The following is a 16010-nucleotide window of genomic DNA, read 5'->3' as shown; positions in this document are numbered from 1 at the left end:
AATGCTTTTCAGGGTTCAGGGGGCATAAGATGGATAAATTACTCGACAGATTTTTAAACTACGTTTCGTTTGATACACAGTCTAAATCCGGTGTCCGGCAAGTGCCGAGTACCGATGGTCAGCTGAAGCTGGCGCGTGCGTTGCAGCAGGAACTACTTGAACTAGGATTTGAACAGATTGTACTCAGCAAGCAGGGTTGTCTGATGGCGACGCTTCCAGCAAACGTTGCCTGGCCGGTGCCCGCCATCGGCTTTATTTCACATATGGATACGTCGCCGGACTTTAGCGGAAAAAATGTTAATCCGCAGATTCTGGAAAATTATCGCGGCGGCGATATTGCCTTAGGCGTGGGGGATGAGGTGCTGTCACCCGTGATGTTCCCGGTACTACACCAGTTACTGGGGCACACGCTGATTACGACAGACGGCAAAACGCTGCTGGGGGCTGATGATAAAGCGGGGATCGCGGAAATTATTACCGCGATGGTACGCCTGAAAAAAAGCCAGCTACCGCACGGCGATATTCGGATTGCCTTTACGCCCGATGAAGAAATTGGCAAGGGCGCGCAGTTTTTTGATGTCAAAGCATTTAACGCGCAGTGGGCCTATACCGTAGACGGCGGTGGTGTCGGTGAATTGGAATATGAGAACTTTAATGCTGCGTCGGTTCAGGTGAAAATCGTGGGCAACAATGTGCATCCTGGTAGCGCCAAAGGCGTGATGGTGAACGCGCTGACGCTGGCCTCTCGTTATCATCAACATGTGCCGGGGAGTGAATCACCGGAACAGACGGAAGGCTATCAGGGTTTTTACCATCTTCACAGCATGAAAGGATCTGTGGAGCGGGCGGATCTGCACTATATCGTCCGCGACTTTGACCGTAACGGCTTTGAACAGCGTAAACAGACAATGCTGGATATTGCAGAAAAGGTCGGCGCGGGGCTGCACCCGGATTGCTATATTGAAGTCACGATTACCGATACCTACTACAACATGCGTGAGCAGGTTGAGCGGCATCCGCACATTATCGCGCTGGCACAGCAGGCGATGCGAGATTGTGATATTGAGCCGAACATGAAGCCGATTCGCGGTGGTACTGACGGCGCACACCTGTCATTTCAGGGACTGCCGTGCCCGAATCTATTTACCGGTGGCTACAACTATCATGGTAAACATGAATTTGTCACGCTGGAAGGAATGGAAAAGGCGGTGTCTGTGATTATGCGCATTGCAGAGCTGACGGCGCTGCGTGCGAAACCGTAAGCATTAGCATTTTGCAGAGACGAATAAGGCGGGAAATTCCCGCCTTATTTTTGTGCGAACTATGATCTCGATTTGGCTTTAATCTGCGAAATACCAGTAACCGCTGTTAATCAGGACTGTGAGCTGTGCGAGGAAAGAAGGATCTTCCAGTGCGTCACCCAGCCGCTCTGCATCAATGGCTGGGTGTTCCGCCAGCGCAAATAGCGCCGCTTTGTGCGTGCTGTTCACTTTCTCCCCGTTGACGAAGCAGCTATCCCCAACGCAGATGACACGCAGGCCACCTAAGCGGCGTAGTGGTTCCCCCTGTTGCAGATATTCGTACACTTCGCCAGCCTGGTAAGGTGGTTCCGGTGGAGAAAGGTCAAGCTCATGGCGAGACTGGGAAATAAATTCACCAAACCAGTTCTGGAAATGTTCCGGCTGCTTCACCAGCTCCAGCATCATTTTTTGCAGCGCATCCAGCTCTTGCGGCAGCACGCTGGCGATATGCTCACGGGATGGGATATTGGGATCGCTGTAGCGATAACTGCCCAGCTCGCGTGAAAGTACATAATCGGCAAAACCGCTTACCAGTTCACGTGCGTTTGGCGCACGGAAACCGACCGAGTAGTTCAGCGAATTCTCCAGCGAATAGCCTTCGTGCGGGAAGCCCGGTGGAATATATACGATATCACCCGGTTCCAGCTCTTCATCGATAATGGCTTCAAACGGTTCGACCTGAAGTAGATCCGGGTGCGGGCAGTGCTGCTTCATCGGTATTTTTTCGCCGATACGCCAACGGCGGCGTCCCGTTCCCTGAATGATGAAAACATCATACTGATCCAGATGCGGCCCTACACCACCACCGGGAACGGAAAACGAAATCATCAAATCATCAGTACGCCAGTCTGGCAGTTGTCGAAACGGCTGCATCAAGGCAGAAGACGGTTCATGCCAGTGATCGACAGCCTGCACTAGCAGCGACCAGTTGCTTTCTCCCAGATGATCGTAGCTCTCGAAAGGACCGTGGCTCACTTGCCAACGTCCACCCTGATGGCTGACTAGTCGGCTATCAACCTCATTTTCCAATGCCAGACCCGCAAGTTCGTCGGGTGAAATTGGGTCGATAAAATTAGTGAAGCCGCCTTTAATCAGAAGCGGACGCTTTTGCCAGTAGTTTGCTAAAAAATCCTGCCAGTCGAGATTAAGCTGATAGTCCATACCGTTTTCCAGAAATTCGTTTTTTGAGGAAATGACTGTTCTTGAAGACATGATTTTTCTTGAAGTAATCCGTATTTAAAACAATCCGCATTTTGGCCCTAAGTATAGCGGAAGCATCGCTCGCTGTACTGTCTTTCAGCCTTCGTTCTGGCTCAGATTCTGGCGGGAGAAAATAGCTTCGACTCGGGCACCACCCAGTGCGCTATCGCTGATGAGGATCTCACCCTGATACTGCTCGATAATTTCGACGGCAACGGCGAGGCCGATACCTTGTCCGGGGCGCATGCGGTCGGCACGCTGCCCACGCAGGAAGATCATTTCACGCTTGCTTTCGTGGATGCCGGGGCCGTCGTCATCGATAATCAGATGCAGTTTGTGATCGGAATATTGCACGCTGATTTCGACAAATTCCAGGCAGTACTTACAGGCGTTATCTAGGATATTGCCCATGACTTCCATGAAATCATTCTTCTCGCCCACGAAGGTCAGCTCGGGCGGAATATCGAGCGTCAATACCACGCCTTTGCGCTGATAGACTTTATTTAATGCAGAGCACAGGCCATCCAATAGTGCTGGCACCGAGTGTACCTCACGTATCAGCAGATTATGTTCAGAGCGTACGCTGGCGCGATGTAGGTAGTAACCAATCTGCTGCGAGATACGGCTGATCTGCGACAGCATGATCGGCTCAGCCTGATCGATGGTGATTTCTTTGCCGGTACGCAACGCGCGTAACGTAGTCTGCAAGACCGCCAGCGGCGTTTTCAGGCTGTGGGTGAGGTCAGTGAGCGTAGTACGGTACTTATGGTAGCGCTGTCGTTCGTTATTCAGCAGGATATTCAGGTTTTTCACCAAACTGAATAACTCACGCGGTGGATTTTCGTCCAACTGTTCGCGCGTGCCTTTTTCCAGTTCAGCGATCTGTTTTACCAGATGCTGAATAGGGCGCAGGCTCCAGTGAGCGCCCAGCCAAAGCAGGGGAAGCACCAGCAGAAGGTTGGCGATCAAAACATAGTTGAACCATTCCCACACGACGTCTTCCTGTTGCAATTCCTGTGGGATACGGTCAACGACAACAATGGTAATGGAGGGGAGGTGGTCGGTCTTCGGATAAACGTTCACGGCAATGGAGTGCGTTAGCGCATTGCTATGCGCCCCGTTCAGCGCACGCAGGCTGCTCAACAGCAAGGTGTTACCGGTTAGTACCGGACTGCTGGATACCGCACTGCTGGTATCGGTGTCGGTATCCAATTCATGGTAGGCCGTCTTGTTCAGCCATTCTGGTTTTATCAGCGCTTCCAGTTCGGGAACATGCTTTTCGCGCCAGAGTACGTTGCCATTCTCATCATATATCAACACCAGCGTGGGGAAATTGATATCAACATCGGGGGGCATGACGATATTCAGATGATTATCACGCCACTGTGCAAGACTGTAGTAGAGGTTACTTTCGCCACGCAGCAGGCGGAATGAGGTTTTATCAAAGTTAACGCTGTAACCGATAATCGCGACGACGCCATAGGCCAACGACAGTGCCAGTACGATAGCCGCTGTCGCCAGTAAAAAGCGAATGCGCAGTGAGAAGGGGTGCTTCTTATCACTCATGCAGGGCCTGAAGGTGTATCAATATCAAAGCGATATCCTTGTCCACGTACGGTAGTAATTACATCTGGCGCATCGGCCTGCTGAATCTTCTTGCGCAACCGCCCCATCAGCACATCGATAGTATGACTCTCCCGTAGCTCTGCATCGGGATACAGCTGTAACATCAGCGACTCTTTGCTGACGACTTTACCTTTATTACGAACCAACGTCTCGATAATGGTGTATTCAAACGCGGTCAGCTTGAGCGGAACGCTGTGGATCATCAGCTCACGGCGCGATAAATCGATCTCGAAGGGCGATAGGCTGATGATTTGCGATGCCAAACCACTGTTGCGCCGCATCAGTGCCTGCAAGCGTGCCACAACTTCTTCCATATGGAACGGTTTGGTTACGTAATCGTCCGCACCGGCTTCCAGTACCGCCACTTTGTCCTGCCAGCCTTCACGGGCGGTCAGCACCAGGATAGGGAGTTTGACCTGATGTGCGCGCCAGCGACGAATCATGCTCATCCCGTCTTCATCGGGTAGCCCGAGATCGACAATGGCGATATCCGGCATATTCTCATGCAGAAAATAATCCGCTTCTTTAGCGTCAGACGCCGAGTCAACCTGATGCCCCATTTCGTTCATCTGAACGGTTAAATGGTGGCGTAGTAATACATTATCTTCAACGACCAGAATCCGCATCGTTATATCCTCTGTCGAATAGATAGCATCATATTTATCAAAATAGCTTTTATGTAGCCTATCTTTCACGTATGCCTCTCCTGCATATCAACATTATACGCAGAGAAAGTAATTTATTTTATTTGCTAAATTATCCACAGGAAGGGTAAACCGGGTATAAACAGGCTGGAAATGGTCATACTCGTTATACTTCGAGTTGCATGTGTATTGGCTACGATACTCGGCAGATTGGCGTACACCTTGCCCGACGGGCCAACGCTTTGCGTTGTTCAGAACGCTAACGTTTTGTCCTGAAACTCGAATTATCTAGAGAGAGAGTATGGTGAGCGAGAAAACTGGCGGGCAGGGTGCCCACCAGAGAGAGTACGACAGCGGTTTGATAACGCTTATTTCAGGTCATCAACCATGGCGATCGCGCGGCCGATATAGTTAGCTGGCGTCATCGCTTTCAGACGTGTTTTTTCCGCTTCAGGTAATTCCAGACTATCGATGAATGCCTGAATACCCGCCGCGTCAACGCGTTTGCCGCGCGTCAGCTCTTTCAGTTTCTCGTACGGTTTTTCAATCCCGTAGCGGCGCATCACGGTCTGGATCGGCTCAGCCAACACTTCCCAGTTATGATCCAGTTCGTCAGCCAGACGATCGCGGTTCACTTCCAGTTTGCTGATACCTTTCATTGTGGCCTGATAGGCAATCAGTGCGTAGCCTACGCCCACGCCCAGATTACGCAGCACAGTGGAGTCGGTGAGGTCACGTTGCCAGCGAGAAACCGGCAGTTTGCTGGCCAGATGCGCCAGCACGGCGTTCGCCAGCCCCAGATTGCCTTCCGAGTTTTCGAAGTCGATCGGGTTAACTTTATGTGGCATGGTGGATGAACCGATTTCGCCCGCAATGGTTTTTTGTTTGAAGTGATTCAGTGCGATATAGCCCCAGATATCACGGTCAAAGTCGATCAAAATGGTGTTGAAACGCGCGATGCAGTCGAACAGTTCGGCGATGTAATCGTGCGGTTCGATCTGTGTCGTGTATGGGTTCCAGTTGATGCCCAGTGAGGTGACAAAACTTTCGCTGAATTGGTGCCAGTCTACTTCAGGGTAGGCGGCCAGATGGGCGTTATAGTTGCCGACGGCACCATTAATTTTACCCAGAATCTCAACCTGTTGCAGTTGACGATATTGGCGTTCCATACGGTAAGCCACGTTAGCGAATTCTTTACCGATGGTAGATGGCGTCGCTGGTTGACCGTGTGTACGAGAAAGCAGCGGGATATCGCGGTATTCCTGTGCCAGCGTTTTCAGTGCATCAATAATTTGACGCCAGTGTGGCAGGATAACGTCGCGGCGAGCAGTATCCAGCATCAACGCATGAGACAGGTTGTTAATGTCTTCTGAAGTACAGGCAAAGTGGATGAATTCGTTGACGGCATGCAGTGCCGGAACAGCGGCGACTTTCTCTTTCAGAAAGTACTCAACAGCTTTCACATCGTGGTTGGTCGTACGCTCAATCGTTTTAATGCGTGCCGCATCTTCTTCACTGAATTCGGCAACAATTTTATCAAGGAAAGCGTTTGCGTCAGCGTCAAATGCAGGAACTTCCTGGATCTCTGCACAGGCTGCCAGTTTTTGCAGCCAACGTACTTCAACCTGCACACGGAATTTCAGCAAACCAAATTCGCTGAAAATGGTGCGCAACGTGCTGACTTTATCGCCGTAGCGTCCATCAATAGGGGAAACGGCGGTCAGTGAGGATAATTCCATTGCAAGCAACTCCTGAGATTGGTTTCAATAACAATTGGTTTCAGTAACAATTGGTTTTAAGAACACTAGTTTCGACAATAACGAGTTTCAATAACTGACCGATTTCAATACAGCCAGTTTTAATACAAAACCGATTATCGCAACGCTGGCGTGGATCACACCAGCGTCAGCCATAACGGCAAGAATATCATCAAACAGATGGGCAACGCGCCAATATCTGTTTCGCTTCTTTGACCAGTTTGCTGCGTGAGAACATCAGCTGCAAGCGCCCACCACCGATCTGTTGCCAGAGCACCGTAGAACGGATACCGGCCAGCAGTGCGGCGCGTACTTTAGCCTGCACCTGACTATTCTTTAGCACTTCCGGTGAGCCGGTAACCTGAATACGTGGCCCCAACGTACTGATGACATCCACATAAATCGCGGCCAGCGCGCTAACAATCGTTTCGGAAAGCAGCTCAAAATGCTCCAGTTGGCGTTCCAATTGCCCGATGCGTTTGCCCAATTCGTCAAGCGCAGCAGACTTTGCATTCAGCTTGCGTTCTAACGCGATCAGACTGAAGGCGTAGCGTGATAATTCTGCACCAGCGCCTTTACTGCTGCTGGTATTCAGAATACCCAGCAGTGTTTCCAGACCCACTTTCAGATTTTGCTCGTCATTGCCGTAAACGGCCAGTGTGGATACCGGATTGAGGTTCAACACGCTGTTCAGCGAAGTATGCAGCACATCATTATTGCAGTTTCCCGTGTGGGCCAACTGCTGGACTAAATGCGCCGATTGGCAAATGCCTGCTAGCGCCAGCGTGATTTCATAATAATTTTTAGCCACGGTTACTCCTGTAAGCGTTCTTCGATGATGCCGCCACCAAGGCAAACGTCGTCCAGATAAAAGACAGCGGATTGGCCCGGAGTTACGGCGGCGACAGATTCATCAAAACGCACGGTAATGCGATCGTCACCAAGTGGGGTGACGGTGCAGGGGATATCCGCCTGGCGGTAGCGGGTTTTCACCGTACAGCGTAATTCCGCAGTAAGCGGCTGGCGATCGACCCAGTGTAATTGCTGTGCGATTAAGCCGTACGACATCAGGCGAGGGTGTTCGTGACCCTGTGCGACATACAGAATATTGTTGGCGACATCTTTATCTACTACGTACCAAGGATCTTCGCCGCCGTCTTTGACGCCGCCAATACCCAGTCCTTTGCGTTGCCCCAGCGTGTGGTACATCAGCCCCTGATGTTGTCCCATCGGTTTATTGTCGTCGACGGACAGAATCGGGCCGGGTTGTGCGGGTAGATAGCGCGCCAGAAAATCGGTAAATTTACGCTCGCCAATGAAACAAATACCCGTAGAATCCTTCTTTTTCGCCGTGGCAAGTTCAAGCTCTTCGGCGATTTTACGCACCTGCGGTTTTTCCAGTTCACCGACGGGGAACAGGCTCTGTGCGATCTGTTCATGGCTCAGCGTATAAAGAAAATAGCTCTGGTCTTTGTTGCCGTCCATGCCGCGCAGTAAACGGCTTTTGCCGTCAACGTCGTGACGGCGGACATAGTGGCCTGTCGCGATATAATCCGCCCCGAGGTCCTCAGCGGCGAACTCCAGAAAGGCTTTGAATTTGATTTCTTTATTACACAGGATATCGGGATTGGGGGTTCGACCCGCTTTATATTCTTCAAGGAAGAGTTCAAAAACGTTGTCCCAATATTCAGCGGCAAAGTTGACGGTATGTAACTCGATACCCAACTTGTCGCAAACGGCCTGCGCATCGGCAAGGTCAGTGGCTGCTGAGCAATATTCTGTGTCGTCGTCCTCTTCCCAGTTCTTCATGAACAGGCCTTCAACATGATAGCCCTGTTGCTGTAACAGGTAAGCGGAAACGGAGGAATCAACACCGCCGGACATACCGACAATCACTTTTTTCTGGCTGTTATCTGACATGGGAGTCTCACGAACTGAAATTTACTGACGCATTGATGCGAAAAACAAGCGGCATATTTTAGCATGTTGAGCTGAGGGCTGCATCGCTATTCCTGCCGTGTGGTGATTAGCCTTCCATGGCAAGAACAGTTAAATGTCTAAAAAGGCCAGTTGAACGCGCCCAATAGGGCTAATGGATAGCGTTCTGACTGCTGATAGCAGCGAATACTTTCGGCCACCAGCGGTGAACGAAGCTGACGAGAATGCAGAATCTCCTCAGCGGTCACCCAGCGGCAGCATTCGATGTCGCTGTCGTGCGGCTGGGTATCGACTCGTTGAGGTAGATCGAGCGCGAAGCAAAAACGTAAAAATGGTGTGTTATCTGGGGCAATCCATTGATGCAGACGCAAGAAACTCTGCGGTGCGGCCTGAATGCCGGTTTCTTCCCATAACTCACGGCTCGCCGCTTGAATCAGCGTCTCGTCGGCTTCCAAATGACCTGCGGGTTGGTTCCATAATAATTTGCCGTTAATTAACTCTTCAACGACCAGAAAATGGTTATCCGCCTGTACCACACAGGCAACCGTCACATGGGGTTTAAACATCCGCTATCTCCTTCCATTCTCCGGGTAACAGGTTTTCTACGGTTTGATTGGCCATGCCGTATCGAATCAGACGCAGGGTAGGATACCCGATATTTGCCGTCATACGGCGGACTTGCCGATTACGGCCTTCATGTAGCGTAATTTTCAGCCAGCAATCAGGGATGCTTTTACGTTCACGTATTGGCGGATTGCGCAGCCACAGCCAGTCAGGTTCAGGCACGATCTCCGCGCCTGCGGGCAGCGTTTTGCCGTCATTCAATTCTAGGCCGGAACGAAAACGCGCCAATGCGGCCTCAGCAGGAATGCCTTCAACCTGAACGTAGTAAATTTTGGCTGTTTTTTTCGTTGGCTGAGTTAGTTGCGCCTGAAGCTTGCCGTCATTGGTGAGAATCATCAGGCCTTCGCTGTCGCGATCCAGACGCCCGGCGGCATAAATACCGCTAATCGGAATGTAATCTTTTAGCGTGTGGCGTCCAGCTTCGTCAGTGAATTGTGGCAGGACATCGAAGGGTTTATTGAACAGAACGATTCGGCGCGGCGTGTTGTCAGGCTGACGTTTTCTTGCCGGCTGTGAGCTGAATCGTTTAACTTTGTGATTTTTAACAGGGAATTTATTCATCATCTTTATAGTCGCGGATAACAAAAGCATTATACTCGAAATGGTTTGCGATTGGCGCGGGCTAAATATTCAAGTAGTATTGACACGCATCTTACAAGTCATTAACAAAATTGCGCTCGAAGGAGAGGTTAATGGAAAGCAAAGTAGTTGTACCGACAGAAGGTCAGAAAATCACGGTTGATGCTCAAGGCAAGCTGGTTGTTCCGAACAATCCGGTTATCCCGTTTATCGAAGGTGACGGCATTGGTATCGATGTAACGCCTGCTATGATCAACGTAGTGGACGCCGCCGTGAAAAAAGCCTATCAGGGCAAGCGCGCGATTTCCTGGATGGAGATCTACACGGGTGAGAAATCCACGCAAGTTTACGGTAAAGATGTCTGGCTGCCGGACGAGACGTTGGATCTGATTCGTGAATACCGTGTGGCGATTAAAGGCCCACTGACAACGCCAGTCGGCGGTGGTATTCGTTCTCTGAACGTTGCACTGCGCCAACAGCTGGATCTGTATGTTTGCCTGCGTCCGGTACGCTACTATGAAGGTACACCTAGCCCGGTTAAACAGCCTGAGCTGACTGATATGGTAATCTTCCGCGAAAACGCCGAAGACATCTATGCCGGTATTGAGTGGAAAGCGGGTTCTGCCGAAGCAGACAAAGTGATCAAATTCCTGCGTGAAGAAATGGGTGTTAGCAAAATCCGTTTCCCTGAGCAGTGTGGTATCGGCGTGAAGCCGTGTTCAGAAGAAGGTACCAAACGTCTGGTTCGCGCTGCGATCGAATACGCGATTACCAACGACCGTGATTCCCTCACGCTGGTACACAAAGGCAACATCATGAAATTCACCGAAGGCGCGTTTAAAGACTGGGGCTACCAGTTGGCGCGTGAAGAATTCGGCGGTGAGCTGATCGATGGCGGTCCGTGGGTGAAAATCAAGAACCCGAACACAGGTAAAGAGATCGTTGTAAAAGACGTCATCGCTGATGCATTCCTGCAACAAATCCTGTTGCGTCCTGCTGAATATGACGTCATCGCCTGTATGAACCTGAACGGTGACTACATTTCTGATGCGCTGGCAGCACAGGTTGGCGGTATCGGTATTGCTCCGGGCGCAAATATCGGTGACGAATGTGCACTGTTTGAAGCCACGCACGGCACTGCACCTAAATATGCTGGTCAGGATAAAGTGAACCCAGGTTCCGTTATTCTGTCTGCTGAAATGATGCTGCGTCACCTGCACTGGTTCGAAGCAGCTGACCTGATTGTTAAAGGCGTTGAAGGCGCGATCAAGAACAAGACCGTGACTTACGATTTCGAACGTTTGATGGAAGGCGCTACGCTGCGGAAATGTAGCGAGTTTGCGCAAGACATCATCGATAACATGTAATCTGCTGTTATCACATTGATCGGCGGGGGCGCTTTGCTCTCGCTGATTTTTAACATCTAAAAAGCCATTCAGTAAAATCCCTCAGTAAAATAGAGTGAAAAACAACCACTTTGGTTTGGCAGAGCGCCACGACACTAGTGGAAATCAACGATAACTATCAGTTTGCCTGCCAGCAAGTTGGGCAATTGCTGCTGTCGTATTTGGTGGAAGATCTGACGCGCCGGCGGAATTATTCCGTTGTGGTGAACCGTGACGATCTGCGGCGTCATAAGTCCTTTACCATCAATGACGAATCCGAAGGCGATGGTGGCATGACTAACGATATTTCCCATCTACGTGCTCACATTGCGCTTGCGCCGATCCAACAAACCCCAGCTTATAAATCACAACTGGCCGAGCGCATGTCGCAGGTTATCACCGGTTTGCCACCGCAGGTGCAAGCTACAGTATTGGATATGTGGGTAGAACTGCTGGGTGTGCCGAAGAAGGCGGAGTTTATCGAGCGGATCCGCAGTGCGCTGGGTACGCCGAAAGCGCCGGATGAAATGACACCTGAAGAGCAGCAGGTGGCTTAGCGTGAGCAAACCTTAGCAAACAGCCAGCGCTTTGATGATGCTAAAACGCAGGCAGAAACGGGTCGTATTCTTCAGGATATGGAGAACATGACGCGGGAGATTGAGGCGTTGAACGCGCAGATGACACAGAGTATTCAGGGGGGAATTGATAAAATAGATTTTTAAAATCAGTTTATTAACTGTGTTTATGAAATTAGGCGAATGCTTTAGCTAGATCAGAGAAGCCTCTATAATTGCCGGGCTGTATAAAAATACAGTATTGGCATTTTGTGATGGAGAATTTCAATGATTAAGTACCGTTTATATGCTTCAAACGATGGAGACACAATGACCGTTGATGGCGGCGGCGGTTGGGTATCAAATGATGACCGCAAGGGGGGGAGTGACAGGAACAATGATAAGTCTGATCCACAGGTTGATTATGGTAAAAACCCTGAAAAACAAACGGTGATAAATCCTTATCTGTTCCTTGCTATACCACCTGCTGTTTACCTTATTGATGATGTATGGGGTTTTACGTTTAATACGGCAGCTATTGAAGTTGGATTAAAGAAAGTTGCTGATTTTGCGCTTAAAGCGGCTCCTGTTGCAGGAAGACTGGTTGGTATTCTCGGTGCTATCATGCCATCAGATATTGCTCCTGATAGCATTGATCCTGTGTTTAACGGGATGCAGCAGACAAAGATGGCTCAGCTAGCAGCGCAGTTAGCCGCTCAGAAAGGCGTACCAAATACGGGTTACAGTGTTACAGCAATGCCTGCAGATTTAGTAAGCAGCCTGCCTGTTGGCGAAATTCGCTCGTTGCCAACCGCTCCAGCCAGTTTGCTGGCTCAGAGTGTCGTTAATACTGAGCTTTCACGTCGCCAACTTACCCTCACTCAGCCAGCGGTTAATTCACCTGTCGCGAATATTCCTGTGGTTAAAGCTGAGAAAACGGCTGTACCTGGTGTGTACTCGGTGAAGATCATTGCTGATAAACCCGCGCTTCAAATCAAACTGGATAAAACTCAGCCTGCTTTGGCAAAGAATCCACCGAAAGTAAAAGACGATATCCAGGTATCTTCTTTCCTTTCCACGCCAGTGGCTGATACGCACCATGCATTTATTGATTTTGGCAGCGATCATGAACCTGTGTACGTGTCTCTTTCAAAAATTGTTACCGCCGAGGAAGAGAAAAAGCAGGTTGAAGAGGCTAAACGCCGTGAACAGGAGTGGTTGTTGCGACATCCTGTTGCAGCGGCAGAGCGTAAAGTTCAGGATGCGATAAATGCAGAAGCGGAGGCTGAGCGAGGAGTTAAGCACGCTGAGTTAGCACTTAATAATCTTAAAACTTCACCTAATGGGTTGACGTTAGCTGATCCAGTGAAATACCCGGCTAAAGTCGAATGGCCCGAAATATATAATGTCCCTGAATATGGGGATTATGCGCAGATAAAGTTTAACTTCTCTGTTCTGGTCGATTCAGTTGCAAAACTTAACGCTCTTCTTGCACTGGGGGCAGATGCTTTGCTTACTGACGAAATCAGTTGGCATGATGTCATTACAAAATATTCTGTGAACAATCTTTCACAAGATATGCTGAATGATCCCAGCGAAACGATGTTTGTCTTAGGTGACGTATACAAAGAGCAGGCTCTGGAATATTACGGTTATCTCCGCAGTGAATTGCTAAAAAGCAAAGAGCTCATCAGTAACGCTGAAAAATCCCTGATTATTGCGATTGAAAGTAGGAAAAAAGCTGAGCAGGATAAAAAAACGGCAGATCAAAAGCTGAAGGATGAGCAAGAAAAAAATAAAGGAAAAACTCCTGATATAAAATTTGATGATAAAATCAGAGATCAACTTGGAACTCGCGGGTGGACGGAAAAAGATGTTCGAGATGCCGTTTCAAAAGGAGCAAAAGGTAGTGCTGAAGACAAACGTAGTCCCAAAAAAACACCTCCTGATTTTTTAGGTAGAAATGATCCTGCCTCTGTCTATGGCGAATCAGGGAAATATGTTGTGGTTAATGATAGGACTGGTGAAGTTGTTCAGGTTAGCGATAAAAACGATCCCGAATGGGTGGATGATTCTCGTATTATTTGGGGAAAATAAGAATGACACAAAATAATAGAGGCTTCTTTAGCGAAGGTAAATTCTTCTTTGAATTGTCTGGTAACGCTGTCATGAAGTTGTCACCAAAAGCAGCCATTGAAGTATGCCAGGAAGCGGCGAAACGTAATCTACCAATCGGAATGATAGAAGGTGGTCACTGGTTGAATCCAGGCTTCAGACCTGATGTGAATACTCGGTGGGATGGCCTAGATAAGCTAACGGATGAAGGTGAAATTAAAAAGAACAATGATAGGGCCATCGAAAATATCAATGACGACGTTTCTCAAGGATATAACGCCTTTATCATCACAATCGTGGGGTTTTCTAAGTAGTCAGAATTTTAATAAATTCAGTCTCTTGAACTTGTACTAATGATTAATACGCGCTAAATTCGCGCAAGATACCGGAGTATGCCTTAAAAAGCTGCTCCGGTTTTTTATACCACAAATTTGGTATAGGCCCTCTTCGGAAGGTTTTTTTATTTGTGCCGATAAGCGTTTTTGTTAGAGCGCTTATTCGTATGGGCAACGATACGCCTTTTCCCTTTCGGATCTATCAGACAAATAGACATGCAGGAGTAATAACGTGAGTGTTGATATTGATAATTGACAGGTGAAGAAACTGTGTAGGGTCTGGGAGCTCTGCTGAACAATCTGAGGAATGTGGATGTTTCCGATGCGACGGTGGGCGCGGTAATCAATGCCGGATAGATGATGTAAGCAATAACCCAAGACCAGATTCAGTGCTTGCAGAACGGAGGTAGTCCATAGATATAGTACGAAATCTCAGATATCCCTGCTTCGCAGCAGACATCTTTGACGGTCCGTCCAGCTTCGACAGACTTCAAAACGGCAATGATCTGGTGTTCAGTGAATCGGGTTTTACGCATACCGAGCTCCTCAATGGGACACAATCGGTATGCCGGAAAATCTCTAAAAGTGAATGGTTCGGTTTAGCGGGATGCTTACAGTTGACCTAGCCATTATTCACGGGTGACCAATGCTCTGTGAGCCGGGGATGAGTCGGAAGTATATATGTTCGGGAATCGGACTGTCCCAGCCGCCGATGTACATTGCAAAGCCGATCATGCCGAAAAGGATACCGAGCACCAACACTGTCATTGCAATACCAGACAGCGCAGTTTGTCGCCATAGCGGTTTGGCTGCCTTGTTGTCTTTTAGCTGTGATCCTGAAGGCGTCACTAGTGAGAAATGAAGTGTTGATGCCACTGGGCAGGATTCGACACAAGTCATGCAGGCTGTGCATTCGGCTGTTCTCACCTGAATCAGCTTATCCACCGGGATATTAGACGGACAGGCCTTCGAACACTTGCCACAGTCGATACAACTGGTGGTATTTCGGCGGATCTTGAAAGGGGAGAGCAGCGAAAATACTCCCAGGAGCGCACCGTAAGGGCATAGATAGCGGCACCAGAAATGGCGGACAAACAGGCTGGCAAACGTAAACAGAAAAACAAAGGCTAGTGTGATGTTTCCTATATTACGGAAAAAGCCGAGCATTTTAACATCGGCGATTAACCCATAGGGTGACATCAGGAACATATAAATGCTCTGTGCTGGCATTGATAAGGCGATATAGAGGAAAAAACTTAATAACAGATATTTCAGACAGCGCAGCGTAATATCAAGCCACTTAGGAAGAATGAAGTGGCGCCCGAATATTTTTCCCCCCAATATACCTATCCACTCAGAAATTGTACCGATAGGGCACAGCCAGGAGCAGAACGATTTCTTCAGTAACAGGCTGGTGAGAATAAATGCGAGAAGTAATAGCATTGACGCAAGATGGATAGGAGGAAAATTGCTGGTTTCCCACATGAACTTAACGTTCATCAATCCGGCAATAGGTAGCCAACCCTCAATACCGCCAGGCCTCGACATATAGAGGCTCGTACCACCGGTTTCAAAATAGCGTACCCAAAAATAGAAGGTGACGCCGATATAGACGTTGATCGTCAGTAGCAGAATCTGTGTTGCTCTGCGCCAGGTCAGAGCGTTACGCCAGTCGTTCCAGGGAAGTTTACCGCCAGTGGTTCCGTATCGGCGTTGCCACCGTTTTCTCACTTTCTCACTCATTGAACTCATTGCTCCCATTTATTTTTTCATTTGGTGCTTTCAACGCATCGACGGGATTGTGGGGCAACGTTATCATGCCTTTAACGGTTAAAAATTGATTTGTGCATTGAAAATGCATGTTTGTGGGTTTCTTAGCGGATTGGTTTGTATTAGAAGGTGGGGGATAGTGCACTCTTCATTATATGGCTCGATAATATTTTTCTTCTAAA

The 16010-nt window shown here is 49.0% G+C and carries 13 protein-coding genes and 2 pseudogenes; 5 read left to right on the top strand and 10 right to left on the bottom strand.

Annotation, left to right across the window (positions count from 1 at the left end):
* Positions 1–29 precede the first annotated feature (29 nt).
* On the top strand, positions 30–1262 hold the full coding sequence (gene pepT / locus CLR69_RS05960) for a peptidase T (protein WP_129711328.1): 1233 nt from the start codon (positions 30–32) through the stop codon (positions 1260–1262).
* Between the two features lie 78 nt (positions 1263–1340).
* Here pepT and CLR69_RS05955 read toward each other — a convergent pair whose 3' ends face one another.
* The 8 genes from CLR69_RS05955 to rluE all read right to left on the bottom strand — a co-directional run bounded on the left by CLR69_RS05955 (position 1341) and on the right by rluE (position 9651).
* Positions 1341–2462: a ribosomal protein uL16 3-hydroxylase gene (locus CLR69_RS05955; RefSeq protein WP_129711525.1), complete on the bottom strand. Its 1122-nt coding sequence runs from the start codon at positions 2460–2462 to the stop codon at positions 1341–1343.
* Positions 2463–2597: 135 nt separating this feature from the next.
* Positions 2598–4067: a two-component system sensor histidine kinase PhoQ gene (gene phoQ / locus CLR69_RS05950; protein WP_129711327.1), complete on the bottom strand. Its 1470-nt coding sequence runs from the start codon at positions 4065–4067 to the stop codon at positions 2598–2600.
* Positions 4064–4753, bottom strand: a complete 690-nt coding sequence (phoP, locus tag CLR69_RS05945) for a two-component system response regulator PhoP (RefSeq protein WP_129704970.1) — start codon at positions 4751–4753, stop codon at positions 4064–4066. The genes phoQ and phoP overlap by 4 nt, the downstream gene beginning before the upstream one ends.
* Before the next feature lie 386 nt (positions 4754–5139).
* Positions 5140–6510, bottom strand: coding sequence for an adenylosuccinate lyase (purB, locus tag CLR69_RS05940; protein WP_129711326.1), 1371 nt, complete (start codon positions 6508–6510; stop codon positions 5140–5142).
* Positions 6511–6700: 190 nt separating this feature from the next.
* On the bottom strand, positions 6701–7339 hold the full coding sequence (hflD, locus tag CLR69_RS05935) for a high frequency lysogenization protein HflD (protein WP_129704689.1): 639 nt from the start codon (positions 7337–7339) through the stop codon (positions 6701–6703).
* Positions 7340–7341: 2 nt separating this feature from the next.
* On the bottom strand, positions 7342–8448 hold the full coding sequence (gene mnmA, locus CLR69_RS05930) for a tRNA 2-thiouridine(34) synthase MnmA (protein WP_129711325.1): 1107 nt from the start codon (positions 8446–8448) through the stop codon (positions 7342–7344).
* A gap of 137 nt (positions 8449–8585) precedes the next feature.
* Positions 8586–9032, bottom strand: coding sequence for an NUDIX hydrolase (locus tag CLR69_RS05925; RefSeq protein WP_129711324.1), 447 nt, complete (start codon positions 9030–9032; stop codon positions 8586–8588).
* On the bottom strand, positions 9025–9651 hold the full coding sequence (gene rluE / locus CLR69_RS05920; protein WP_242451632.1) for a 23S rRNA pseudouridine(2457) synthase RluE: 627 nt from the start codon (positions 9649–9651) through the stop codon (positions 9025–9027). Before rluE ends, CLR69_RS05925 begins: the two co-directional genes overlap by 8 nt.
* A gap of 131 nt (positions 9652–9782) precedes the next feature.
* Between rluE and icd the strand changes: the two genes are divergently transcribed.
* From icd to CLR69_RS05895, 4 genes and pseudogenes are all read left to right on the top strand, one after another.
* Complete coding sequence (icd, locus tag CLR69_RS05915; RefSeq protein ID WP_129711322.1) at positions 9783–11036, top strand: NADP-dependent isocitrate dehydrogenase; 1254 nt, start codon at positions 9783–9785, stop codon at positions 11034–11036.
* Positions 11037–11140: 104 nt separating this feature from the next.
* Positions 11141–11776: pseudogene (locus CLR69_RS05910) on the top strand (portal protein); the annotation flags it as partial.
* 120 nt (positions 11777–11896) lie between these two features.
* A complete protein-coding gene (locus CLR69_RS23125) occupies positions 11897–13705 on the top strand; it encodes a colicin E5-related ribonuclease (RefSeq protein ID WP_242451561.1) in 1809 nt (602 codons plus the stop codon).
* A 2-nt stretch (positions 13706–13707) separates the two neighbouring features.
* Positions 13708–14037, top strand: a complete 330-nt coding sequence (locus CLR69_RS05895) for a colicin transporter (protein ID WP_242451560.1) — start codon at positions 13708–13710, stop codon at positions 14035–14037.
* 440 nt (positions 14038–14477) lie between these two features.
* On the opposite strand, the pseudogene CLR69_RS05890 reads toward CLR69_RS05895, so the two are convergent.
* Both CLR69_RS05890 and CLR69_RS05885 read right to left on the bottom strand, forming a co-directional pair.
* Positions 14478–14594, bottom strand: a pseudogene (locus tag CLR69_RS05890) (transposase); the annotation flags it as partial.
* Between the two features lie 97 nt (positions 14595–14691).
* Positions 14692–15801, bottom strand: coding sequence for a 4Fe-4S binding protein (locus CLR69_RS05885; RefSeq protein WP_129711320.1), 1110 nt, complete (start codon positions 15799–15801; stop codon positions 14692–14694).
* Between the last annotated feature and the right edge of the window lie 209 nt (positions 15802–16010).

This window comes from Pectobacterium zantedeschiae (assembly GCF_004137795.1).
GTDB classification, from domain to species: domain Bacteria; phylum Pseudomonadota; class Gammaproteobacteria; order Enterobacterales; family Enterobacteriaceae; genus Pectobacterium; species Pectobacterium zantedeschiae.
This window is presented reverse-complemented; position numbering and strand designations above follow the sequence as displayed.